Source organism: Microbulbifer marinus (assembly GCF_900107725.1).
Lineage (GTDB): Bacteria > Pseudomonadota > Gammaproteobacteria > Pseudomonadales > Cellvibrionaceae > Microbulbifer > Microbulbifer marinus.
This window is the reverse complement of sequence record NZ_FNQO01000001.1, coordinates 719875-743494: the sequence shown is the minus strand read 5'-3', so window position 1 is coordinate 743494 and position 23620 is coordinate 719875. Positions and strand designations below refer to the sequence as shown.

The 23620-nt window shown below is 60.0% G+C and carries 18 protein-coding genes; 6 read left to right on the top strand and 12 right to left on the bottom strand.

Annotation, left to right across the window (positions count from 1 at the left end):
* The first annotated feature begins 7 nt into the window (after positions 1-7).
* The 3 genes from BLW36_RS03260 (at position 8) to BLW36_RS03250 (ending at position 2408) form a co-directional block, all read left to right on the top strand.
* Positions 8-1231, top strand: a complete 1224-nt coding sequence (locus tag BLW36_RS03260) for a CaiB/BaiF CoA transferase family protein (RefSeq protein ID WP_091385104.1) — start codon at positions 8-10, stop codon at positions 1229-1231.
* Positions 1232-1414: 183 nt separating this feature from the next.
* Complete coding sequence (locus tag BLW36_RS03255; RefSeq protein WP_170833100.1) at positions 1415-1780, top strand: VOC family protein; 366 nt, start codon at positions 1415-1417, stop codon at positions 1778-1780.
* Positions 1781-1814: 34 nt separating this feature from the next.
* On the top strand, positions 1815-2408 hold the full coding sequence (locus tag BLW36_RS03250) for a rod shape-determining protein (RefSeq protein WP_091385099.1): 594 nt from the start codon (positions 1815-1817) through the stop codon (positions 2406-2408).
* 265 nt (positions 2409-2673) lie between these two features.
* Here BLW36_RS03250 and asnS read toward each other — a convergent pair whose 3' ends face one another.
* From asnS to metH, 7 genes are all read right to left on the bottom strand, one after another.
* Positions 2674-4080 (bottom strand): asparagine--tRNA ligase, encoded by a 1407-nt coding sequence (gene asnS / locus BLW36_RS03245; RefSeq protein WP_091385096.1) that lies wholly within the window; start codon positions 4078-4080, stop codon positions 2674-2676.
* A 151-nt stretch (positions 4081-4231) separates the two neighbouring features.
* Positions 4232-6256, bottom strand: a complete 2025-nt coding sequence (locus tag BLW36_RS03240) for a CocE/NonD family hydrolase (RefSeq protein ID WP_091385094.1) — start codon at positions 6254-6256, stop codon at positions 4232-4234.
* Entirely contained in the window at positions 6257-7576 is a 1320-nt protein-coding gene (locus BLW36_RS03235) for an ATP-grasp domain-containing protein (RefSeq protein WP_139304802.1), read from the bottom strand. It abuts the gene before it with no gap.
* Between the two features lie 173 nt (positions 7577-7749).
* Positions 7750-8319, bottom strand: a complete 570-nt coding sequence (locus BLW36_RS03230) for a DUF934 domain-containing protein (RefSeq protein ID WP_091385090.1) — start codon at positions 8317-8319, stop codon at positions 7750-7752.
* Positions 8303-9964, bottom strand: a complete 1662-nt coding sequence (locus BLW36_RS03225) for a nitrite/sulfite reductase (protein WP_091385087.1) — start codon at positions 9962-9964, stop codon at positions 8303-8305. The genes BLW36_RS03230 and BLW36_RS03225 overlap by 17 nt, the downstream gene beginning before the upstream one ends.
* Before the next feature lie 515 nt (positions 9965-10479).
* Positions 10480-10698, bottom strand: coding sequence for a DUF2970 domain-containing protein (locus tag BLW36_RS03220; RefSeq protein WP_091385085.1), 219 nt, complete (start codon positions 10696-10698; stop codon positions 10480-10482).
* Positions 10699-10702: 4 nt separating this feature from the next.
* Positions 10703-14398 carry a methionine synthase gene (metH, locus tag BLW36_RS03215; protein ID WP_091385083.1) on the bottom strand — a complete coding sequence of 1232 codons (3696 nt, stop codon included), beginning with the start codon at positions 14396-14398 and terminating at the stop codon, positions 10703-10705.
* 330 nt (positions 14399-14728) lie between these two features.
* Between metH and BLW36_RS03210 the strand changes: the two genes are divergently transcribed.
* From BLW36_RS03210 to nfuA, 3 genes are all read left to right on the top strand, one after another.
* Positions 14729-15763 carry an NADP-dependent oxidoreductase gene (locus tag BLW36_RS03210; RefSeq protein ID WP_091385081.1) on the top strand — a complete coding sequence of 345 codons (1035 nt, stop codon included), beginning with the start codon at positions 14729-14731 and terminating at the stop codon, positions 15761-15763.
* A 38-nt stretch (positions 15764-15801) separates the two neighbouring features.
* Complete coding sequence (locus tag BLW36_RS03205) at positions 15802-16491, top strand: type 1 glutamine amidotransferase domain-containing protein (RefSeq protein WP_091385079.1); 690 nt, start codon at positions 15802-15804, stop codon at positions 16489-16491.
* A gap of 121 nt (positions 16492-16612) precedes the next feature.
* Positions 16613-17203: a Fe-S biogenesis protein NfuA gene (nfuA, locus tag BLW36_RS03200; protein WP_091385077.1), complete on the top strand. Its 591-nt coding sequence runs from the start codon at positions 16613-16615 to the stop codon at positions 17201-17203.
* Between the two features lie 110 nt (positions 17204-17313).
* Here the strand turns inward: nfuA and BLW36_RS03195 are convergent, their stop codons facing one another.
* The 5 genes from BLW36_RS03195 to trxC all read right to left on the bottom strand — a co-directional run bounded on the left by BLW36_RS03195 (position 17314) and on the right by trxC (position 23576).
* Positions 17314-18306: an endo alpha-1,4 polygalactosaminidase gene (locus BLW36_RS03195; RefSeq protein ID WP_091385073.1), complete on the bottom strand. Its 993-nt coding sequence runs from the start codon at positions 18304-18306 to the stop codon at positions 17314-17316.
* Positions 18307-18602: 296 nt separating this feature from the next.
* Positions 18603-21173 (bottom strand): ATP-dependent helicase HrpB, encoded by a 2571-nt coding sequence (gene hrpB / locus BLW36_RS03190; protein WP_244506111.1) that lies wholly within the window; start codon positions 21171-21173, stop codon positions 18603-18605.
* Between the two features lie 75 nt (positions 21174-21248).
* A complete protein-coding gene (locus tag BLW36_RS03185) occupies positions 21249-22511 on the bottom strand; it encodes an APC family permease (RefSeq protein WP_091385071.1) in 1263 nt (420 codons plus the stop codon).
* Between the two features lie 146 nt (positions 22512-22657).
* Positions 22658-23044, bottom strand: a complete 387-nt coding sequence (locus BLW36_RS03180; protein ID WP_139304801.1) for a hypothetical protein — start codon at positions 23042-23044, stop codon at positions 22658-22660.
* Positions 23045-23123: 79 nt separating this feature from the next.
* Positions 23124-23576, bottom strand: a complete 453-nt coding sequence (gene trxC / locus BLW36_RS03175) for a thioredoxin TrxC (protein ID WP_091385067.1) — start codon at positions 23574-23576, stop codon at positions 23124-23126.
* Between the last annotated feature and the right edge of the window lie 44 nt (positions 23577-23620).

Sequence of the window (23620 nt, the reverse complement as noted above, 5' to 3'; positions counted from 1 at the left end):
GGAAGTTATGGCAGGTCCGCTCGCGCATCTAAAGGTTCTCGATCTCAGCCGTATTCTGGCTGGCCCCTGGGCTAGTCAGGTTTTTGCCGATTTCGGTGCCGAAGTTATCAAGGTTGAACGCCCGGAGCGTGGCGATGACACCCGTCACTGGGGCCCTCCCTACCTGAAGGACGCGCAGGGTGCGGACACCGCCGATGCCGCCTATTACCTCAGTGCCAATCGCGGCAAAAAGTCGGTCACCGTCGATATCACCACGGACGAGGGCCAGCATTTGCTGAAGGAGCTGGCCGCGCAGTGCGATATTCTGCTGGAAAACTACAAGGTGGGCGGGCTCAAAAAATACGGTTTGGATTACGATTCCATCAAGGCGATCAACCCGGGCATCATCTACTGCTCGATCACCGGCTTCGGCCAGACCGGGCCTTATAAAAATCGTGCCGGTTACGACGCGATGATCCAGGGCATGGGTGGACTGATGAGTATCACCGGTGTGCCGGAGGGGCAGCCCGGGGCCGGTCCGCAGAAAGTCGGTGTCGCCGTGGCCGACCTGATGACCGGAATGTACGCCGTATCGGCGGTGCTGGCCGCGCTGATCCATCGCCAGCAAACCGGTGAGGGCCAGCATATTGACCTGGCGCTGTTGGACACCCAGGTGGCCTGGCTCGCCAATCAGGCGCAGAACTATCTGACCTCGGGCAAGCCGCCTGTCCGTCAGGGTACTGGCCATCCGAATATCGTTCCGTATCAGGCAGTACCGTCCAGTGACGGCTACTTTATGCTCGCGGTTGGCAATGACGAGCAGTTCAAGCGTTTCTGCCATATCGCCGGCATCGAGCAACTCGCGGACAACCCCGCCTACGCCACCAACGCCGCGCGGGTACAGGCGCGGGAGCAGCTGGTACCGTTGATCGAAGAGGCCACGCGGCAGCGGCAGTCCGCCTGGTGGCTCGAAAAACTCAGCGATGCCCATGTGCCCTGTGGTCCGATCAATACCCTGGATCAGGTGTTTGCCGATCCGCAGGTGCAGGCGCGGGGCATGGTACTGGAGCAGGATCACCCGACCGCCGGCAAGGTCAAGACGGTACGCAATCCGGTGATTTTTTCCGAGACCCAGCTAGATTACGAACAGGCTCCGCCGGTCCTGGGGCAGCACACTGCAGAGGTATTGCGTGAGCTACTCGGAAAAAGCGATGAAGAGATCAGTGCGCTGCAGGGTAGGGGCGTTGTCTGATTCCCGGCTGGCGGCAGGTCTGATTTCGCGGCGGGTATCTTCGGTCGTGCGAGAGTGGTTTCGCTAAAGCGGTACAGGAATCCGCCCGATGAAATCCGTGCTGCCCGGGGTGGATGTGAGTCAATTGCAGAAGAACAGCGGTCGACAAGCATTCCCCGCTTAAAAATTACAGGAGTAATTTTCGTGCGTCTGGATCACATCAATATCTCCGCCCCGATCGATCTGCTCTTGGAGGTCAGGGACTTCTATTGTTCAGTACTCGGTCTGCGCGAAGGTCACCGCCCCGATTTTGCCCGCAGCGGCTTCTGGCTTTATGCGGATGATCAGCCACTGGTGCACCTGGTGGAAAGCAATGTGCACTTCGAGAGCGACAGTCCGCATTATCTCGATCATGTCGCTTTCCGAACTGAAAATCTCAATGCGGTGGTCGACAAGTTGGAATCGCTGGGCGTCAGTTACACCAAGACGCATGTACCGGGCGGTACCATGCGCCAGGTGTTTTTCAGGGATCCCGCCGGTACGGGCATTGAAGTCAATTCGAACCAGTAGTGCTCTTGCAAGATGACCGAGCGGGGAGCTTGGCATGCTCAATAAACTAGTCGATCAACTCGGGGCCACCCTGTATGTGCAGATCTGGGAAAAGCGCATCCGGGTGACCAATATCGACAGCGGCAAAATTTTTGATGAGTCACCACTGGTTGCCGTGGAGGCGCGCAATGGCCGACGTATTGTCGCCGCGGTCGGCAATCGCGCCGCTTCCGTATCCGGCCAGGATGTCGAAGTCATCAATCCTTTCTCACATCCGCGCTCGCTGCTGCGCGACTTCAGTGCCGGTGAAAAGCTGTTGCAACATATATTCCGCAAGCTTACCGACCAGACCCTGTTTACCCCTTCGCCGATCGTGGTGCTGCAGCCGATGGAAAAGACCCAGGGTGGGCTCACCGAGGTTGAGGTGCGCGCGTTTCGTGAGCTGGCGTTGGGTGCCGGCGCGCGCGAGGTAGAGGTGTACCAGGGAGAAGAGCTGACCCGCCATACCTTCGACTACGCGAAGGTGAAAGCAAAAGGTCAGCCGCAAAAGAACGGCGCCAAGAATGGCGGTGGCCAGGCCGTGCAGTGGTTCTTGATTTTGCTGTGGATCGTCCTGATTACCCTGATGGCGGTGTTCGGCGGCAGCTAGGCGGATAGGGAAACTGTCTGCGGAAAGAAGAAGCCCGCATTGGGGAATTTCAGACTGCTGACAAAGTCATGCAGCCGAATTTGAAGGCAAGGTACTGGGGCCGGCATTTCGAAACCGTCGGGTACAGGACGTACCCGACGGAGCTACAGGGACGTATTCATGCGTTTTCGAAATGCCGGCCCCAGTGCCTTGCCGCCACGCCACCGGATTAGGTAAGAGGCGGGGTTTATTGGCGAGCTTAAGCCCCGCATTGCGGGGCTTTTTATCAGAAGGCGATATTCTTCGGTGTGCGCGGGAAGGGAATCACATCACGAATATTGCCCATGCCGGTGACATAGGAAACGATACGGTCGAAACCGAGGCCGAAGCCGGCGTGCGGCACTGTGCCGTAGCGGCGCAGGTCGCGGTACCAGTCCAGGTGTTCCTTCGGGATGTTCATCTCGTCCATGCGCTCGTCCAGCTTCTCCAGGCGCTCTTCGCGCTGGGAGCCACCGATGATCTCACCGATACCCGGCGCCAGCACGTCCATCGCCGCCACAGTCTTAGCGTCGTCGTTCATGCGCATGTAGAAGGCCTTGATGTCCTTCGGGTAGTTCATGACGATCACCGGCTTCTTGAAGTGCTTCTCGGCCAGGTAGCGCTCGTGCTCGGAGGCCAGGTCGATTCCCCACGAAACCGGGAACTCGAACTTCTCTTTGCACTTCTCGAGAATCTCGATCGCCTCGCTGTAATTGATGCGCGCGAAGTCGTTGTCGACGATGTTCTCCAGGCGCGAGATGGCTTCCTTGTCGATGCGCTGGGCGAAGAAAGCCATATCGTCGGCGCGCTCTTCCAGCACCGCCTTGAAGACGTATTTCAGCATCTCCTCGGACAGGTCGGCGATATCTGCCAGGTCCGCAAAGGCGATTTCCGGCTCGACCATCCAGAATTCCGCCAGGTGGCGGGTGGTGTTCGAGTTTTCCGCGCGGAAAGTCGGGCCGAAGGTGTAAACCTTGGACAGCGCCAGGCAATAACTCTCGACGTTCAGCTGGCCGGATACGGTCAGGAAGCTCTCCTCACCGAAGAAATCCTTGCTGAAATCGATCTCGCCCTTGTCGGTGCGCGGCAGGTTTTCCAGGTCGAGGGTGCTGACGCGGAACATCTCGCCGGCGCCCTCGCAGTCGGAGGCGGTGAGGATCGGGGTGTGCACCCAGCTGAAACCCTGCTCGTGGAGGAAGCGGTGGATCGCCTGGGCAATGCAGTTGCGCACGCGGGCCACGGCGCCGCTGACATTGGTGCGCGGGCGCAGGTGGGCGTGTTCGCGCAGGTGCTCCATCGTGTGGCGCTTCGGCGACATCGGGTAGGTGTCCGGGTCCTCGACCCAGCCGATCACGTGCACTTCACTGGCCAGCAGCTCAATGGACTGGCCCTTGCCCTCGGACGGCTTGATGGTGCCCTCGATATCCACGGCACAGCCGGTGGTCAGGCGCAGCACTTCGGACTGGTAATTGTGCAGGTTAGCCTCGACCACCACCTGGATGGGATCGAAGCAGCTGCCGTCGTGCACGGCCAGGAAGGACAGGCCGGCTTTTGAGTCGCGGCGGGTTCTGATCCAGCCCTGTACGCGGGTCTTGTCGCCCTCGCGGCCGCTGGATTTCAAAAGGCTGTCTACGGATTCGACTTTTACTGTCATCGCTTATCTGAGCTCTCGCTGGTCTTTGAGGCGGGGCGCCCGGCAATTGCCGAAAAAATGAGCGGCTCGCCACCGTTCGTTTACGGCGGCATATTGACGTTTTGGCGGGGGGAAATCCAGCCCCAGTGTACTCCTGGCCGCGGAGGCGAGGTCAGAGGTGATCCCGGGGAATCTTGCGCTGCCAGTTTTCGCAGTAGACCCGCGTGTCCCCCTCCCAGGCATCCAGCTCTGCGTGGATATAGAAGTGCTCGGCGTCCGCGGTGAGCAGGGTGCGGGTGGCGGTGCGCACCGACCAGCTCCCGCGGCGGAAGATACGCTCGGTGCGGGTTTCGCCCTGCAGCGACAGGAAGTCGTCGTCCCTGTACCGGTACCAGTTCCAGGTGCGGTTGGCCACCTCCATATCGATCTCCTCGATATATTTGAGGCCGTCGTCCTTGATCACTTCCAGTACGGATTCATCCAGGGCCAGGTCCCGGTGTACCAGCCAATTGTGATTCGGGGATTCAATAACGTCGACGCGAATCGGTTGCGCCCCCTCGGGTCGATCGAAGTGAATCGCATCGTCTGCGGGTCGCGGCGCGCGCTCGGGCAGTATCAACCGGCTGGTTGCCGGGTAGACACTCACGCGGACAGGTCTTGGTGGCGGCCAGGCCAGTGCCCAGTAGGAGGTGGACAGGCTGAGGCGCAGGCGGTGGCCGGCGGGGAAGTTCTGGCCAATATAGTTCATCGCCACTCGCACACGGTAACAGTGGCCCGGCACCAGTGGTTCCGGCCTGGCATGGCTGTCGCGATGCGTAAGATTGAACAGGCCATAGGTAACCCGGGTTGCCTTGCCGTCCGGGGCTACATCGGAAAGCCGTGCGCAGATCATCGCGACGGGCTGGTTGCAGCTCAATTCCAGCTCGACGACCGGTGCGCCGAGAATCTCCAGGTCCTGAGCCAGCGGGGCGCTCTCAAATACCAGCGCGCCGCCGTCCTCTTCGCGCTGGTCGTGGGGCAGGTCCGGCGCCGCGGTGTAGGAACACCACTTGCCGGCGAACAGGCCGACGCTGAGCGGGGACTGAATCTCCACCATTTCCTCCCGCGGACAGCGGGGTTCACCGGCCATCAGGATACGGGTCGGATCCAGCGGATAGGCGGTTTCGCGTATGCCCGGTGCCGGCCAGCGATCTTCTCCGACCCAGCGCCCTGGACGCTCTGGGTAATAGGTGGTCGGCGGCACACTCTCCTGCATCCAGGCGCGCAGCATCGGTTCGTCCATGATGCCGGTGTCCTGACCCTTCAGCCAGTGATCCCACCAGCGCAGCGTCTCCTGCAGGAAGCCGATCGCCGGCCCCGGTACACCCATGTGCGGATACTTGTGTCCCCATGGGCCGATCAGCCCCTGGCGCGGCACATTCAAGTGCTCCAGCAGGCGGAATATCGCATTGGTATAACCGTCGGCCCAACCGCCGATCAGCATCACCGGGCAGCGTATGGCGTCGTAGTGCTGGCTGACGGAGCCGTGCTCCCAGTAGCTGTCCCGGTACTGGTGGCGCAGCCAGATATCCAGCCACAGTCCGCTGCCCCGCAATCGCTCCATCCACATATCGCGCCAGCGCTCGCCGACCAGCGCCGGATCCGGCGGGCAGGTGTTGACGGAAAACATGGTGGTGGCCTCCGACAGGTTGTCCGTCAGTAGACAGCCGCCCATGTAATGCATGTTGTCCAAATACAGATCGTCGGTAGAGCAGGCGGACACCACGGCTTTGAGTGGGGACGGAGCCAGGGCGGCAATCTGCAGTGCGTTGAAGCCACCCCAGGAAATGCCCATCATGCCCACGTCGCCGTTGCACCAGGGTTGCTCCGACAGCCAGCGGATCACCGCGACGCCGTCATCCAGTTCCTGCTGTCGGTACTGGTCCCGGAGTACCCCGTCGGACTCACCGCTGCCGCGCAGGTCGACCCGTACACACGCATAGCCGTGCCCGGCCAGGTAGGGGTGGGTGATAGAGTCCCGCAGGCGGGTCATGTCGCGCTTGCGGTAGGGTATATATTCGAATATGGCGGGCACCGGTTGTTGCTCGGCGGTCTCCGGCAGCCAGATGCGGGCCGCCAGGTGGCAGCCGTCGGGCATGGGGATTTCCACATGCTCCAGTATTTTTATCTGGTGCGGGAAGTTCTGTACAACGTTCATTTAATACCGCACCTGGTTGAACTGAAATTCTTCGGGCCCCTGGTCATCGGAAAACTGAAAATGCAGTTGATCCGCAAGCTGTTGGTAATTCTTTAACAGCTCACGCTGGTTCTGGGCACCAACGAGAATATTTGCGATCTCAAAGCTGTAGCTATCTGGATTCAGTTTGTCTGACAGCCGCTGCCCCTCGCTCACCGTGATAACTATCTTGCTGTCGGCGACAGACGACTCTGCCGAGCGTATCTCGCTCTCTGTGGGAATGCGTTCGACACGCGCGTCGCCGTAGCGTCGCAGCATAAACTTTGCCGCGCACTGGTATTTGCCCTTGCAGTCGCTGAGATCCGGTATGCGCCCCTCGGCCAGGTCTACCGGTACTTGATGATTGGATACGCCGTGGACCTTGATGAACTGATCGCTGTGGGATTGTGATATGCGGGTGTTGATTTCCAGGATCCTGAGCGCATTCTTCTTCTCATCCCAGAAAAACTCGATACCGAAGGGCGAGTTGTCGAAGCCGATATGCCGCAGCAGTTTCTCTCCCGCGTCGCATATTTTCTGTTGGGCATGCCGAGGCCAAACCGACGGGTACTCGTAGCGGGTGAAGCTCCAGTTGCGGCTGTCTTTCACTGTGTCGACGATACCGTGAATACGGTATTCACCGTTCAGCATTGATCCCTCGATACCACACTGCTTGCCGGTGATGATCTCCTCAGCGATACACCAGTTCCCGTCAACCGTGCCCACCTCTGCTGGGACGGTAATATGCGCCAGGGCCTGGTTAAAGGCGTCGCCATAGCGACGGATGCCGTCTCGCACAATCGCGATCGCACGGTGGAATTCGGCTGCGTCCTCGATACGGAAACCGAGAAAAGATGAATGCGCCTTGATCGGTTTCAGCCAAAAGGGGTAGTCGATGGTGATCTGCTGCAGCGGATTCTCGGCGAAGGGGTCTACGGCACAGAAGGCCGGGGTCCAGTCCGGCAGCACGGACTGTTGCAGCAGGCGACTCCAGTATTTGTGCTCGCACGACAGCACGGCGCGCAGCGATGCACAACGCAAGCCGGTTTTCTCACAGAGGTGCGCCAGCAGCACGCTGGTGGGAAAGTCCCAGTGTCCGATAATACCCGTAATGGCTTCGGGAAAGGCTTTGAGCTGCCGTTCCGCTTTACCCAACAGTTCATCGTAGGGATATCGGTCTGCGAGCACGACTTCATTGAAGTCGAGCAGGGTGTGAAATCGATACCGATCCGCATCGCGCACGGCTTCGACATAAGGCCGCCGTAACGGATCCAGCCCGAGGACAAAAAAGTGCTTCGGCATAAACTGCTCCAGCAATGCAGGCGTGGCCCGCTGCCTGACAATCCAAGGCTTACCAGCAGTCTAGCAGTAATGTGGCGGAGCTTTTGCCGGGAGTATCGAAGAGAAGAGGGCGGCTGCGAGCTCTGTGGGTCAGTGGACACGCAGCCGCCCTTGGGGGAGTGGGGCGTATGGCTTTAGACAGCCCGGCGCCGGAACATCGGCAGCGGCTGATCCAGTGCGGCCTGATAGCTGTCGCTGAAGTCGTGCAGCGATTCCAGCAGATTTTCCAGAGACTGCTGGCCCTCGTAGGCGAAAGCATTGAAGCCGCAGCGGCGCAGGTAGGTGAGCTGGTCGCGCATGAAGGCGCCCACCGCGCGCAGCTCGCCATCAAAGCCGTAGCGTTCCCGCAACAGCCGACCGGTAGTGAAACCGCGGCCGTCGGCGAAGGCGGGGAAGTGCACCGCGATCAGCGGCAGCGCCTTCGCATCTTCGCCGAGCAGTTCGGCGCTCTCGTCGCTGTCCAGCCAGACGCCGATTTCGTGCGCGCGCTCCGCGAGCTCATCGCGCAGATTGTGCCACAGCTTGTACGGCAGGATGACGTTGCCGGACGCCAGGGACTCACCGGTGATCTCCACGTCGCCCTCGGCTTGCGGCAGCAGTCGCCAGACGTTTTCAGCCACTGCGTCGTCGATGATCACCTGTGCCGGGTTTTCCGGTTGCGGCCCGAGTTTAGCTGGCTTTGGCTTCTTAGCTTGCGCGGGCATAGACGCTCTCCTTAAAGGGCTGCAGGCCGATGCGGTTGTAAGTATCGATAAAGGGTTCTTCCGGCTGGCGCTGCTCCACGTAGATATCCAGGATCTTGCCGATCACCTCGGGTACTTCCGCACGAGAGAAGCTGGGGCCCAGCACCTTGGCCAGGCTGGCGTTTTCCGAGGAGCTGCCACCGAGCTGTATCTGGTAGAACTCTTCGCCTTTTTTGTCCACGCCGAGAATGCCGATATGGCCAACATGATGGTGTCCACAGGCGTTCATGCAGCCGGAGATATTCAGGTTCAGGTCGCCGAGATCGTAGAGGTAATCCAGGTCGTCGAATTTGCGCTGGATGGCCTCCGCCACCGGGATTGACTTGGCGTTGGCCAGCGAGCAGTAGTCGCCGCCGGGGCAGCAGATCATATCGGTCAGCGTGCCGATATTCGGCGTCGCAAAGCCGTGCTTGCGGGCGGCCTGCCACAGTTCCAGCAGGCGGTCCTGCTGCACATCGGCCAGTACCACGTTCTGGTCGTGCGTGACCCGCGCCTCGCCGAAGCTGAACTCATCGGCCAGCTCGGCAATGGCCTCCAGCTGGCGGTCGGTGACATCGCCCGGCGGTACACCGGTGGGCTTGGTGGACAGCTTGATGGCGCGGTAGCCCGGCACCCGGTGCGGGAAGCTGTTGCGCTCCAGCCAGCGACTGAATGCCTTGTCGCCCTCGGCCTGTGCCTGCAGGGCGGCATCGCTGGCCGCGCCGTCAAAGGCCCGGTAAGTGGGCTCGGTGAAGAAGGATTTGGCCCAGGCGAGTGCCTCCGGAGTCAGCCGGTCGGCGCCATCCTTGATCTGTTCCCACTCCTGCTCCACGCGGCGGCCGAATTCCTCGGCGCCGAGTGCCTTCACCAGGATCTTGATGCGCGCCTTGTACTTGTTGTCGCGGCGACCCAGCTGGTTGTAGACGCGGACGATGGCTTCCAGATAGGACAGCAGGTCCTGTTCCGGCAGGAAGTCGCGGATCTGTTCGGCGATGACCGGCGTGCGGCCCTGGCCGCCGCCGACCAGAACCTGGAAGCCGATTTCCCCGCCGCGCTTCACTATCTGCACCCCGATATCGTGTACGCGGATGGCCGCGCGATCCTGTTCGGAACCACTGACGGCGATCTTGAATTTGCGCGGCAGGAAGGCGAATTCCGGGTGGAAGGTGGACCACTGGCGAATCAGCTCGCAGTAGGGGCGCGGGTCGGCGATCTCGTCGCGGGCCACACCGGCATAGGGGTCCGAGGTCGTATTGCGGATGCAGTTGCCGCTGGTCTGCACCGAGTGCATCTCCACTTCAGCCAGTTCGGCGAGAATGTCCGGCACATCGTCCAGCTGCGGCCAGTTGAACTGCAGGTTCTGGCGGGTGGTGAAGTGCGCGTAGCCCTTGTCGTAGTCGCGGCTGATGCGCGCCAGGCGCCGCAGCTGGGTGCTGTTCAGCAGCCCGTAGGGTACGGCGATGCGCAGCATCGGCGCCAGTCGTTGGATATAGAGGCCATTTTGCAGGCGCAGCGGCAGAAATTGTTCTTCGCTTAAGTCGCCGGCCAGGTAACGTTCCGTCTGGCCGCGGAACTGGGCCACGCGATCGTTGATGATGGCGTGGTCCCGGTCGTCATATCGGTACATAACTGCTTGATTCCATTGCCTTTTTGCGCTGGTCACAGAGACAGGGGAGGGCTCCGCACAGTCTCCGGTGGCGCATAACATACCAGCGGCCTTATGCAAAAAATAACAATATTTTTCGCTATGCCTGTAACTAACGGTTATAAGTGCGAGGGATTGCCGAGATGGCGTCGCTTGCGCCACAGACCCGTATTTGCTCTACTTGACTTGCCGTTCCTAACGGCCCATCTACTTTGAATAACAATAATGAGCAATCGGAGTAATTCGATGAGTGAAGAAGTAGTTGTATCCAATGAAGACGACAACGTGGCGGATGCAATTGCCGCGGTGGCTCTGGTGGCCATTTTTGTTGTGACCTGCATTTACTGGGTAGCCACTCAGTAATTTTCTCCCGGACCCGGAGCTGAGTGGTACCGGGCGGGATTCCCCCCTTTTCCGAATAGCTTACCCGCCACACCCTGAGTGTGCAGGTGTACCCCGGCTGCGCCTGTTGCCAGCACGCGGACGGAGACAGGCGATTAGCCCATATTGCCCAGTACCGTTTTCACGACCAGTACCAGCGTCAGTACGAACAGGGTGGTGAAGATCACACCGGCGGCGATATAGGTCTTGATACTGCCGCCCTTGAAGTCCCTCTCCCGGTTCTTGTTGCTCTGCACACCGATGGCGGCGGCCAGGGTGCTGAGCACCACCTGGCCGAAAGACGGCTGTTCCTTATTGTCGTTATTGTCGGTCATTCAATCAGTCCTCGAGATTCGGGCGCAGCCAGCGCTCCAGTTCCTCTGCGCTGACCCCTTTGCGCTCCGCCAGGCTTTGCAATTGATCCCGGCCTATTTTACCCACATTGAAGTATTTGGCTTGCGGGTGGGCGAAGTACCAGCCGCTGACAGAGGCCGCGGGCAGCATGGCGAAGTGTTCGGTCAGGCTGACACCGGCATTTTGTTCGGCGTTCAGCAATTTGAACAGGGTCGCCTTTTCCGAGTGGTCCGGGCAGGCCGGGTAGCCGGGGGCGGGGCGGATGCCCTGGTAGGCTTCCTTGATCAGCTCTTCGTTGCTGAGCTGCTCGTCTGGCGCATAGCCCCAGTAGTCGGTACGCACCAGCTTGTGCAGGTATTCGGCGAAAGACTCGGCCAGGCGGTCTGCCAGCGCCTTGACCATGATTGCGCTGTAGTCATCGTGCTTGGCTTCGTACTCGGCGGCCAACTCGTCGGCGCCCAGCCCGGTAGTCACCGCGAAGCCGCCGACATAATCTGCCACGTCGGATCCTACCGGCGCGACGAAGTCCGCCAGTGAACGACACTGGCCGTCGCCGCCGCGCTTTTGGATCTGCTGGCGCATATGATGTAGGCGCGCGAGTTCCTCGCTACGGCTCTCGTCCTTGTAGACGATGATGTCGTCGCCATCGCTGTTGGCCGGCCACAGGCCGAACACGGCGCGGGCGCGCAGCAGTTTCTTATCGATAATCTGCTGCAGCATCAGCTGCGCATTCTTGTACAGATCAGTGGCGGCTTCGCCGACCACCTCGTCGTTCAGGATTGCCGGGAATTTACCGGCCAGATCCCAGGAAATGAAAAAGGGCGTCCAGTCGATGGTGTCGACGAGTTTTTCCAGCGGGAAATCCTCGATCACGGTAACACCGGCTTTCTTCGGCGTCGCCGCCGTGTAATTCTGCCAGTCAAACTGCGGCGCCGCGGCAAGAGCCTGCTCATAAGTGAGGCGGGTATCGTTGCGCTTGCGATTGGCGGTGCGGGTGCGCACCTTTTCGTATTCCTCGCGGATACCCTGCACGAATGCCGGGCGCAATTCGTCGGAGATCAGGTTACTGGCCACACCCACCGCACGGGAGGCATCCGCCACATAGACTGTCTGGTTGCGGCTGAACTGGGGATCGATTTTTACCGCGGTGTGCGCCTTGGAAGTCGTGGCGCCGCCGATTAGCAGTGGAATATCGAAGCCCTGACGCTCCATTTCCGCGGCCACGTGCACCATCTCATCCAGAGAGGGCGTAATCAGGCCGGACAGACCGATGATGTCGCACTGCTTTTCTTTGGCCGTTTGCAGAATCGTTTCGCAGGGCACCATTACGCCCAGGTCGATCACTTCGTAGTTGTTACAGGCCAATACCACGCCGACGATATTCTTACCGATATCGTGCACGTCGCCTTTGACCGTCGCCATCAGGATGCGGCCGTTCGGCTTGCTGTCTGCGGTTTTCTCCGCCTCGATATACGGCTGGAGGTAGGCGACCGCCTGTTTCATCACGCGCGCCGATTTCACCACCTGTGGCAGGAACATCTTGCCCTCGCCGAACAGGTCGCCGACCACGTTCATGCCGTCCATCAGCGGGCCCTCGATCACGTCCAGCGGGCGTGTGGCCGCCGCACGGGCGGCTTCGGTGTCTTCCACGATATAGTTATTGATACCCTTAACGAGAGCGTGCTCCAGGCGTTTGTTTACCGGCAGCTCGCGCCAGCTCAGATCCTCCTTGCGCGATTGGCCGCTGCCGTCGCCGCGGTATTTCTCCGCGATATCCAGCAGCGCCTCGGTGGCATCCGGGCTGCGGTTCAGAATCACATCCTCGACTTTGTCACGCAGTTCCTGCGGGAGCTCGTCGTACACCTCGAGCATGCCGGCGTTGACGATGCCCATATTCAGGCCGGCCTTGATCGCGTGGAACAGGAATACCGAGTGAATGGCCTCGCGCACCGGGTTGTTGCCGCGGAAGGAGAAGGACACATTGGAAACGCCCCCGGACACATTCGCACCGGGCAGGTTCTCACGAATCCAGCGCGTGGCTTCGATAAAGTCCACCGCGTAATTGTTGTGCTCTTCGATACCCGTCGCGACGGCGAAGATGTTCGGGTCGAAAATAATATCCGTCGGTGCAAATCCGACTTTGTCGACCAGAATGTCGTAACTGCGTTTGCAGATCTCGGTCTTGCGCGCGAAGGTGTCCGCCTGGCCGTCTTCGTCGAACGCCATTACCACTACAGCGGCGCCATAGCGCAGGCACAGGCGTGCCTTCTCGACAAAATCTGCCTCGCCTTCCTTGAGGCTGATGGAGTTCACGATGGGCTTGCCCTGAATACACTGCAGACCCGCCTCAATCACCTCCCACTTGGAGGAGTCCACCATAAACGGCACTTTGGCGATATCCGGCTCGGTCGCGGCCAGGTTCAGGAAACGGCGCATGGCGGCGACGGAATCCAGCATCGCCTCGTCCATATTGAAGTCGATGACCTGGGCCCCATCCTCAACCTGGGCGGAGGCGACCTGCAGTGCGGTATCGTAGTCCTCGTCCAGGATCAGGCGCTTGAAGCGCGCCGAGCCGGTGACGTTGCAGCGCTCACCAACGTTGACGAACAGCGCGCTTTCGTCGGCGACAAAGGGCTCGAGGCCGGACAGGCGCAGCGCCGGTTTGATCTGCGGCAGTTGGCGCGGCGCAACGTCGGCGACTGCGTTGGCAATCGCGCGGATATGCTCCGGGGTGGTACCACAGCAGCCGCCGAGAATATTGATAAAGCCGCTGCGCGCGAACTCGGCCACGATCGCCGCTGTCTCGTCCGGCGTCTCGTCGTACTCACCAAACTCGTTCGGCAGTCCTGCATTCGGGTGCGCGGACACGTGCTGGGCACAGACACCGGACAGTGCTTCGATATAGGGACGCAGCTCGGTGGCGCCGAGGGCGCAGTTCAGGCCCACGGACAGCGGTTTGGCATGGGCCACCGAATAATAAAACGCCTCGGTCGTCTGACCGGACAGGGTGCGTCCGGATGCATCGGTAATGGTGCCGGAAATCATGATCGGCAATTCAAAGCCGATGTCCTCGAACAGCTGCTGCAGCGCGTAGATGGCCGCCTTGGCATTCAGCGTATCGAAGATGGTCTCGATCAGGATAATGTCACTGCCGCCCTCGATCAGGCCGCGGCCGGCTTCGACGTAGTTCTCCACCAGCTGTTCGAAGGTCACGTTGCGCGCGCCCGGGTCGTTGACGTCCGGTGAGATGCTGGCGGTGCGCGAGGTCGGGCCGATAACACCGGCGACCCAGCGGGGTTTGTCCGGAGTGGAAAGGGCATCGGCGGCGCGGCGGGCGACTTCGGCGGATACCCGGTTCAATTCCGGCACCAGGTCTTCGAGGTCGTAGTCGGACTGGGACAATCGCGTCGCGTTGAAGGTATTGGTCTCGATGATGTCGGCACCGGCTTCGAGGTACTCCCGGTGGAGACGCTCGATCAGGTCCGGCCGGGTAACACTCAGCAGGTCGTTATTGCCCTTCAGGTCCTGGTGAAAGTCGGTGAAGCGCGCACCCCGGTAGTCCGCTTCCTCCAGCTTCTCCCGTTGAATCATGGTCCCCATGGCCCCATCCAGAATCAGGATGCGCTTGGCCAGCGCGGCTTGAAGCTGTTGAAGGCGTTGACTGCGGGACTGCTGGGACATGGACACTTCCTATTTAATTGCCGGAGGCGAGGGGGCGGCAATCTTAGCACAATCAAGCGCTGTTCCCGGTGCTCTGACTCGTTAGCGCGCGACCGTTCCCGGGGTCTGTGCACCGGGGATTACGTCGCTAATACTCGCCTCCGCGGTCGGTATCTGGCGGAAGCGGCAAGGATCATCACTGTTATCCCTGTTACAGTGAAAGACTTGTACCAGTGGAGCAAAATATAAGCATAAGTTTGTAACTAAACGTTCTAGGCGACCGCTGCAATAGCGCGCCTTGCGGCGCGGCCTATCCCGACTAATCTGCGATAGACCAATCAGGAGAGCACAATGAAGCAACCTACCGATAAGAACCGTCGCATAGTACTGGCCTCCCGCCCCGAGGGGGCACCTACTGACGAGAACTTTCGCCTGGAGGAGACAGAACTGCCGCAACCCGGCGAAGGGGAAGTGTTGCTGCGCACCGTCTATCTTTCTCTCGATCCGTATATGCGCGGGCGCATGAGCGATGCACCGTCCTACGCCGAACCGGTGCAACTCGACGAGGTGATGGTCGGCGGCACGGTGAGCCGCGTAGTGAAATCGTGTCATGCGGATTTCGCCGAGGGTGACTGGGTGCTGGCCTACAGCGGCTGGCAGGATTACGCGCTATCTGACGGCACCGGGCTGACTAATCTTGGCGCCAACCCCGAGCATCCCTCCTACACTCTGGGGGTACTGGGAATGCCCGGTTTCACCGCGTATATGGGGCTGCTCGATATTGGTCAGCCGAAGGCCGGTGAAACCCTCGTGGTCGCCGCTGCGACTGGTCCTGTGGGGGCTACCGTTGGTCAGATCGGCAAGATCAAGGGTTGTCGCGTAGTGGGCGTCGCCGGAGGGCCGGACAAATGCCGCTACGGAGTGGAGGAGCTGGGCTTCGATGCCTGTATCGACCACTACGCGGATGATTTCGACGAGCAGCTCGCCGCTGCCTGTCCCGATGGCATAGACGTCTACTACGAAAACGTGGGTGGCAAGGTGCTGGATGCGGTTCTACCACTGCTGAATACCTTTGCGCGCATCCCCGTATGCGGCCTGGTTTCCCAGTACAACGCGGAGTCGCTGCCGGAAGGCCCCGACCGCATGGGTCTGCTGATGGGGCAGGCACTGGTCAAGCGCCTGAAAATCCAGGGGTTCATTATCTTCGACTACCAGGACCGCTTCGGTGAATTCTTCCCGCAGATGTCCGAGTGGGTGGCCAGCGGCAAAGTAAAATACCGGGAAGAAATCGTCGATGGCCTGGAGCAGGCGCCGCAGGCATTTATGGGCATGCTGGAAGGCAAGAATTTCGGCAAGCTGGTCGTGCGCGTTGGCGACGATCACTGAATAAATTTTTACATGTACTCACAGCAGGAGAGCAAGCAATGAACGTTTTGATGGTTCTCACCTCCCACGACGAGCTGGGTGACACCGGCAAGAAAACCGGTTTCTGGCTTGAGGAGTTCGCCGCGCCTTATTACACCTTCAAGGATGCGGGCGCCGATGTCACGCTGGCCTCGCCGAAGGGTGGCCAGCCGCCGCTGGACCCGAAGAGCGACGACCCGGATGCGCAGACCGCCGCCACTGAGCGCTTCCACAAGGATGAGGACGCGAAACAGGCGCTGGCGAACACCGTGAAGCTCGGCGACGTCAAAGAGGAGGATTTCGATGCGATTTTCTATCCCGGTGGCCATGGCCCGCTGTGGGATCTGGCCGAGGACAAAGATTCGATTGCGCTGATCGAGGCCTTCTACGCCGCTGACAAGCCCATCGGCGCCGTTTGCCATGGTCCGGCGGTGTTCCGCCATACCAAGGCCCACGGCCGCTCGCTGGTACACGGCAAGAGCGTCACCTGTTTCACCAACTCCGAGGAGGCCGCGGTCGAGCTGACGGACGTGGTGCCCTTCCTGGTGGAGGACATGCTGAAGTCCAACGGGGCGAACTTTTCCAAGGCAGACGACTGGCAGAGCTATGTGGTCGTCGACGGCAAACTGGTCACCGGGCAGAACCCGGCCTCATCCGAGGAGACCGCCGAGACGCTGCTGGGATTCGTGAAGGAGCCGAAAGACGGCTGACCACTGAGCCATTTTGGGGCGCATATGCATCCGTATCGCCCCATGGGGCAATACCTGGTTTAACTTGACCGCGACAGGGAGTAAAATACCCGACAAAGGAACTCGGTTATTGAGAAGTCTTATGTCTGAATTGAATGTCACCATTACCGAATCCGCCCAGGAGTACCTGCGCGATTTGCTGGAGAAGCAGGACTGCGAAGGCATCGCCATTCGCATGTTCGTCTCCAATCCCGGTACCCCCAATGCGGAAACCTGCATCGCCTACTGCCGCCCCGGTGAGGAGCAGGAGGACGATGTGGTAATGGAGATGAACGGCTTCAAGGCCTATTTCGAAGGCCGCAGCGTCCCCTACCTGGACGAGGCGCGGGTCGACTACTCGTCGGACAAGATGGGCGGTCAGCTGACCATCCGGGCACCCAACTCGCGCATGCCGAAGATCACTGACGACAGTCCGATCGAGGACCGCATCAATTACGTGCTCTACAACGAGGTCAACCCGGGTCTCGCTGCCCACGGTGGTCAGGTGAGCCTGGTGGAGGTCACCGAAGACATGTATGCGGTTCTGAAATTCGGTGGCGGCTGCCAGGGCTGCGGTATGGTGGACATGACCCTGAAAGAGGGGGTGGAAAAAACCCTGAAGGAGAAGGTGCCGGAACTGGCGGGGGTGAAGGACATCACCGACCACTCGGACAAGTCCCAAGCTTACTATTAAATCTCTGCCAAATCGGTAGTCGAACTTAAAAAGGCGAATCGTTCGATTCGCCTTTTTTGTACCTGTAAAAATTGTTAACGGGAAAGGGGGAGCGCAGCGTTTCTTCCCGGTCAATCATCGCGTTCTTCGAAGAACTCAAATACGTCGACGTTATCCAGAAATACACCATCGAATCCCGCATCCAGAATTCGGAAAACATAGGACTCATCGTTGCCGAAGATAAGCTCCTGCCAGCCTTGCCGCCAGTAGTCGACGTGGTAATTGCCGGGCAGACCTGGTACTTCTTCGCCCAGCCATACCGGCGGGTTGCTGAGCCAGAAAGATTGCCAGTAGAAACGGTTGTCCTGTGCCAGACCGATACTCATGTAAGCGATCAGTAATCGTCGGCTGCCATTGGTCTTCACCTTGAGCTGTTCGACCTGTTCCTCGGTAAACTCCAGCCCGTTGAAGAAAAAATCGATGATGACAATATCGTAATCCGTCTCGCTAATCTCATCGACCAGTTCCTGGCGGGTGGAAAAGAGGCGGGGATTGATCAGATTGAGAAAATTTCTGGCCTGGCGTATTCCGTCTATATCGCTAAAGTTGCGGTTGTGGATTTCCGGCGGATACAAGGGAATATTGTCCAATTCCGCGTGATCGGCGGCGAAGGAAATATAGCCGGCCTCTTCATTGTCCAGATAGGAGTCATCAATATTGTTCTGGCTGACGGCAAAGTCGGTCACCAGAATGGCCTTACCATTATCTCTGGCCAGATCGAGAAAGGTTTGCAGGCGGCGGCGCTCTGCCAGCGGGGTCGGCTGATCGATACCGTTCAGGCCGAAGAACAGGGATTCTTGCCCGAGGCCATCGACCGCATTGACGTAGTCGATATCGATCGAGCCACTCTCCCTGCCGTTGTCGGTGACCAGTTCGACGCCATTCTGCGGGATGATGACAAATTCCGGATCGATGCCTTTGGCATAGCGGCTGATAGATCCGACGAAGTCGCGCATCTCCTGCTTGTAATTGATGGCGCGTACGGTGGGGAATTCCGGCAGTTCGTCGAAGTCGCAGCCGATAATCAGCAGCGGCAACAGGATGACGGCGAGGGTCCGTTTCAAAATCCATCTCCAGTAACTAAACCCGAACTGAACCACGTTAGCAGGGATGTGGGGCCCCAGCAACTGGCAGAAAAGTCAGCCAATGCAATGTCGAGGATTCCCCCGGCGGTTGCGCTGGTGGTCTGGCAGGCGATTACTGCTGGCGCGGATTCCTAAGTTGCCTTCCGTGGAAGTTATGAACCGCGCCTGCGACAGTGGCCGGCACCGCGGACGACTTCCAGCATAGCCACCGAGCGCAGCGGCCATGTTCGCGATTATCTTGCTGTCGGGCCGTTCCCAGGCTCTGTGGCCGAAGGTTATGGCGCCCCCATGCGTTTCTTGGTTTTACTGGTTGCCCGTGCGGTAAGCGGATCATCCGGCCAGTAGTGTTTCTGGTACTTGATACGCAGCTCCTTCTTCACTTCCTGGTACGTATTGGCCCAGAAGCTGGTCAGATCCCGGGTGACCTGCACAGGTCGCTGGGCGGGCGAGAGTAGGTGGATCATCAGCGGGTAGCGGCCATTTAGGATTGCCGGTGTCTGTTCAAGGCCGAACATTTCCTGCAGGCGCACCGCCAGCACCGGTGGGGACTCAGCATAGTCGATCGGGATGCGCGAACCGCTCGGCGCGGTGAAATGGCTGGGTGCCAGCTCGTCAATCCGCTGCTGTACAGGCCAGTCGAGCTGGCTTTGCAGAATGCTGTGCAGGTTCAGCTGCTTGAGCTGATCCAGCTTGCTGAGACCGTGCAGGTGCGGCAGTAGCCAGTCCTCCAGGGTTTCCTTCAGCGCCGCATCGCTCCAGTCCGGCAGAGACAGCTGCGCGAGCAGATCCGGAAAATCCTTGGCAGTGTTGGCAAGGAATTGCACCCGTGCGCGCAGGCCGGTGGCCTCTTTGCTCCGGGGCAATGCCTGTAGGCCTTTCTGGCGCACGGCATCCAGCAATGCGCGGCTCAACAACTCGGGGGAAATATTTTTCGCTGGCTGCTCTTCCAGCACAATGCGACCGAGAGTGGTGCGCACGCTGGCAACAGCGCGGCCAGCCTTGTCATCCCATCGCACCGATTCATTCTGCTCGATCTGGTCGTCGAAGTGCTCACGCAGGGCGCGCTCGGAAATACGTGCGGCCAGCTGGATACGCGCGTCCCGGCCCTGGCCATCCAATTCGGCGATTACCAGGTAATCTGTGAGTGCAAGTTCATCGTCGTGGGAAAAGTGCGCTCCGCGACCACTGGCAAGCAGGAAGCGGCGCTCGCGATCGCGACGGCTCTGGGCAATGCGGTCCGGGTAGGCGAGGCCCAGCAATATGCCGACGCGATCGAGTTCATCGATATCCGCCGGCGGACGGCTCGATGCATCTTTGTTGAGTGATTTTTCCAGTTGTGCCTGCCAGATCCGTGCCTGCTGGCGAACACGCTGTATCGCACCCCGGTCGGCGCTGGGATTCTTTGCTTGGCCCAGCAGCACTTCCATGCGTTTGTGAATGTCCCGGTCCCAGCGCGCCTCGCCGCGGAAGATGTCTCGCTCCGATAACAGCGCCGCCAGCAGGCAGCCCTCGTTCGCCAGCCCCAGGTCCAGACTGCGGATCATCATATGGGCCAGCCGCGGATGGGTACCCAGTGTCAGCATAGTGGTGCCGTGCGCGGTAATGCGCCGCTGATCATCCAAGGCGCCCAGCTGCTGCAACAGTTCCTGCGCCTGGGCCACCGGACCGGGGGGCGGGGTATCCAGCCAGCGCAGTTCGGTGACGTCGCTGACGCCCCACTGCGCCAATTCCAGAGTCAGTGGCGCCAGGTCGCTGAGCAGTATCTCCGGCGTATTTTTCGCAGCCAGTCCGTCCTGACGGGACTCACTCCACAGGCGCAGGCACAAGCCTTCGCTCAGCCGCCCGGCGCGGCCGCAGCGCTGGATCGCGGAAGCCTGGGAAATGGCCGTGGTCACCAGGCGGTTCATACCGGTATTCGGGTCAAAGCGGGATTCACGCATCAGGCCGGAATCTACCACCATGCGGATACCCTCAATGGTGAGGCTGGTCTCCGCCACATTGGTGGCCAGCACGATCTTACGCCGGCCGGATGGGGAGGGAGCTATGGCAGTGTCCTGTTGTTGCTTGCTCAGATCGCCGTACAGAGGGGCAATATCGATTTCCCCGCGGTCGGTGAGCTCTTCGCGCAGTAGTGCCTCTAACTGTTTGATTTCGCCGACACCGGGCAGGAAGGCGAGCAGGCTGCCGCTCTCAGCGGCCGTCAACTCGACGATTTTACGCGCCATCAGTGCCGGCAGTTGGCGACTGTCGTCCGGCATCTGTTGATGCGGCAGATAGTGCACATGCACCGGATAGCTGCGCCCCTCGCTGGTGACCACTGGTGCGCAGCCGAGCAGGCTGGCGACGGTCTCGGTCTCCAGGGTGGCGGACATCACCAGCAGTTTCAGATCCTCGCGCAGGTACTCCTGCGATTGCAGGCACAGGGCCAGGGACAGGTCTCCCTGCAGGTTGCGCTCGTGGAACTCGTCGAAGATCACCAGCGCGGTCTTGGCGAGCTCCGGATCGGATTGCAGCAGGCGGGTCAGTATGCCTTCGGTGACCACCAGGATGCGGGTCTGTTTACCTGCTTTGCGCTCGGCACGGATCTGGTAGCCGACCGTGTGGCCGACCGGCTCGCCGAGCAGTTCCGCCATCCGCGCGGCTGCGCTGCGCGCGGCCAGCCGCCGGGGCTCCAGCATGATAATGTTTCGATCGCCGAGCCAGTCGCAGTCCAGTAGCGCCAGTGGCACCATCGTGGTCTTGCCGGCGCCGGGAGGCGCCTGCAGGACGACATTATTGTGCTGGCTCAGGGTCGAGAGCAGTTCCGGTAGGGCGGCGTGAATGGGCAATTCTGACATGGACGGCATTATAACGGTTTGCCGGATGCCGGAGACCAGCGGAAAACGGCCTGGTGGGATAGACAGATAGCCGCCGCCCGCTTGTTAATCCTTCTTGTGACGTAGCAGCAAGGGGCGGCCGAAAACCGCAAACAGAATAAATATACCGAGCACCACGAGCGGCAGGGGATCTTCCCGCACCAGCCGCACTATCAATGCCACGGCTGCAGCGGCGGCGCTCAGGGCACCGAATCCGGTGAACAGGCGCAGGCCGGTTTTCTGGTGGAAGGCGAGTGCGCAGACGACGGAGAATGTCAGCAGGAACGCCAGGCTTGCGGCCTCGACCAGCATTTCCAGCGTGCCGATGGCGGCAAGCAGCGCGCCGGCGATTCCGAGTATCAGTACAGCGCGGTCGGGAATACCGGCGGAATCGCGATGCGTCAGCGCTTTTGGCAGCTCCCCGGCTTTGGCAACTGTCAGTGCCAGTCGCGCGGTGGCGAACAGGGTAGAATTAATGGCCGAGCCGGTGGAAAAGGCGGCGGCAATCGTGACGATCACGAGCCCCGTGGTACCGAGTGCCTCCTTGCCGGCAATCGCCAGAGCTACTTCCTCGTGCTTCACCACCTGATCTGCCCCGATCAGCATTGCGGTACCGATTGCCACTAATACGTAAACCACGATAACGATCGTGATTGCCGAGAGCACGGCTTTGGGCAATGTTGAGCTCGGATCCTTGATATCGTCGTAGTCGTAAGCCAGCAGCTGGAAACCTTCATAGGCCATGAACACCGATGCCGCGCCGAAGAGCGCAGCGGCCAGGCCTTTATCCTCGATCCCCCTAGACAGCATTTCCGGCTGCCATTTGGCGATACCCCAGGCTGCGAGCCCCAGTAGCACGATCAGCTTGAACCAGACCAGGAAAACCTCAACCCAACCGGCCTCGGCGACGCCACGCAGATTGAGCGCGATAAAAAACGCCATGATCGCCAGTGCCGACGCTCGGGCGAAAATCGGCCCCATATCCACCACATAGGCGAGATACTGGCCGAAAGTGAATGCATAGACTGAGTTCGTTAGTACATAGCCGACGATCAGGATCCAGGACAGGCTTCCCGCGAAATGATGGGCGTTTATCTTGCGAAGGTAGGTGAAAGCGCCGCCGCCTTCGCCATAGTGCTCGGCGAGGCGGACATAGCTGTAACCGGTGGCCAGCGCGATCAGGCCGGCAGTCAGGAAACTCAGCCAGGCCCAGGCGCCGGCAATATGGATCACTACCCCCAACGTGGAGAAAATTCCGCCACCGATCATGCCGCCGACGGCCATCGACCAGGTCGCTTGAAAGCCGAGTTTGGACGCGGATTTGCTCATGGACATAATTGCAGAAAAGAACACCACAATACTAGGTGATGGAGGAGCGAGGCGGGAGCTGTGTGGCCCTGGTGGAATGGTGTGGCGCTGGGGCAGGGAGGTCTATCTATTCGGTGTGGACCTCTGACTGGACGCTGTGCCGAGCTTTAACAGATCGAACCCAGCTGGGTGTATTTGTTGGCTCTTTCGAGCAGCAGCGTGCCTATGTCAAATTCGCCACCGGATTCTGGACACCATTGTTCGCTCGTATGGTGATGGCCGTGCCACTGAATCTCGAGCTTCCATGTTGTGCCATCCAGACCGAATCGGGCCGGTGGCTGTTTGGGTGCTAGCAAAAACGCAGACACCTCTTCGCGCACGCGAGTGGCAAATTGGTCATCGACGAGCACTTTCATACGGGAATCGCCTTGCCGGTAGCCCTGGGTCTGCACCAGCGACAGCGACTCAACGCAGAGCTCATTCGTATCCAGGTTGAGGCTGATGGTCACTGGAAACCCAAATGACCGATCGAGGACAAGTCTTACGAAGTTCACATCCATATGGTCCCTGATTGGTTACTTGCTCCGCGCTGCCACTTCCTGTTTAAGCGCTGTTAGCGAGGCTGGCTAGTCGTCACCGCAGCGAAGCCAGTTGTTGATATAGCCATTGCTGAAACTGGGCCTTGGGCAGTGCTCCCGACAGACGATTGATTTCGCGGCCCTTGTAGAATAGCGCCAGAGTCGGGATGGAGCGGATCTGATAATTAGCCGCGCTCTGCTGATTGGCCTGGGTGTCCAGCTTGAGAAAAGCCGCACTGGTCGACATCTCTGCGGCCACTTGACTGAAGACCGGCGCAAACTGCTGGCAGGGCCCGCACCAGGGCGCCCAGAAATCCACCACCACCGGCAGGCCGGTATTGTCAATGAAACGTTGGAAGTTCTGGTCGGTCGCACTGATGGGTTCTCCTTCGAGCAGCGCACTGCGACACTTACCACACAGCGGCCGGTCGCCCAGCTTCTGTGCGGGTACACGATTGATTGCCGCGCAATCGGGGCAGACCAGCTGTATAGTCGACGCGTTATTCATCTGGAGTTCTCGTCAGAGTCACCAATCCAGTTTGTAGGTGTGCC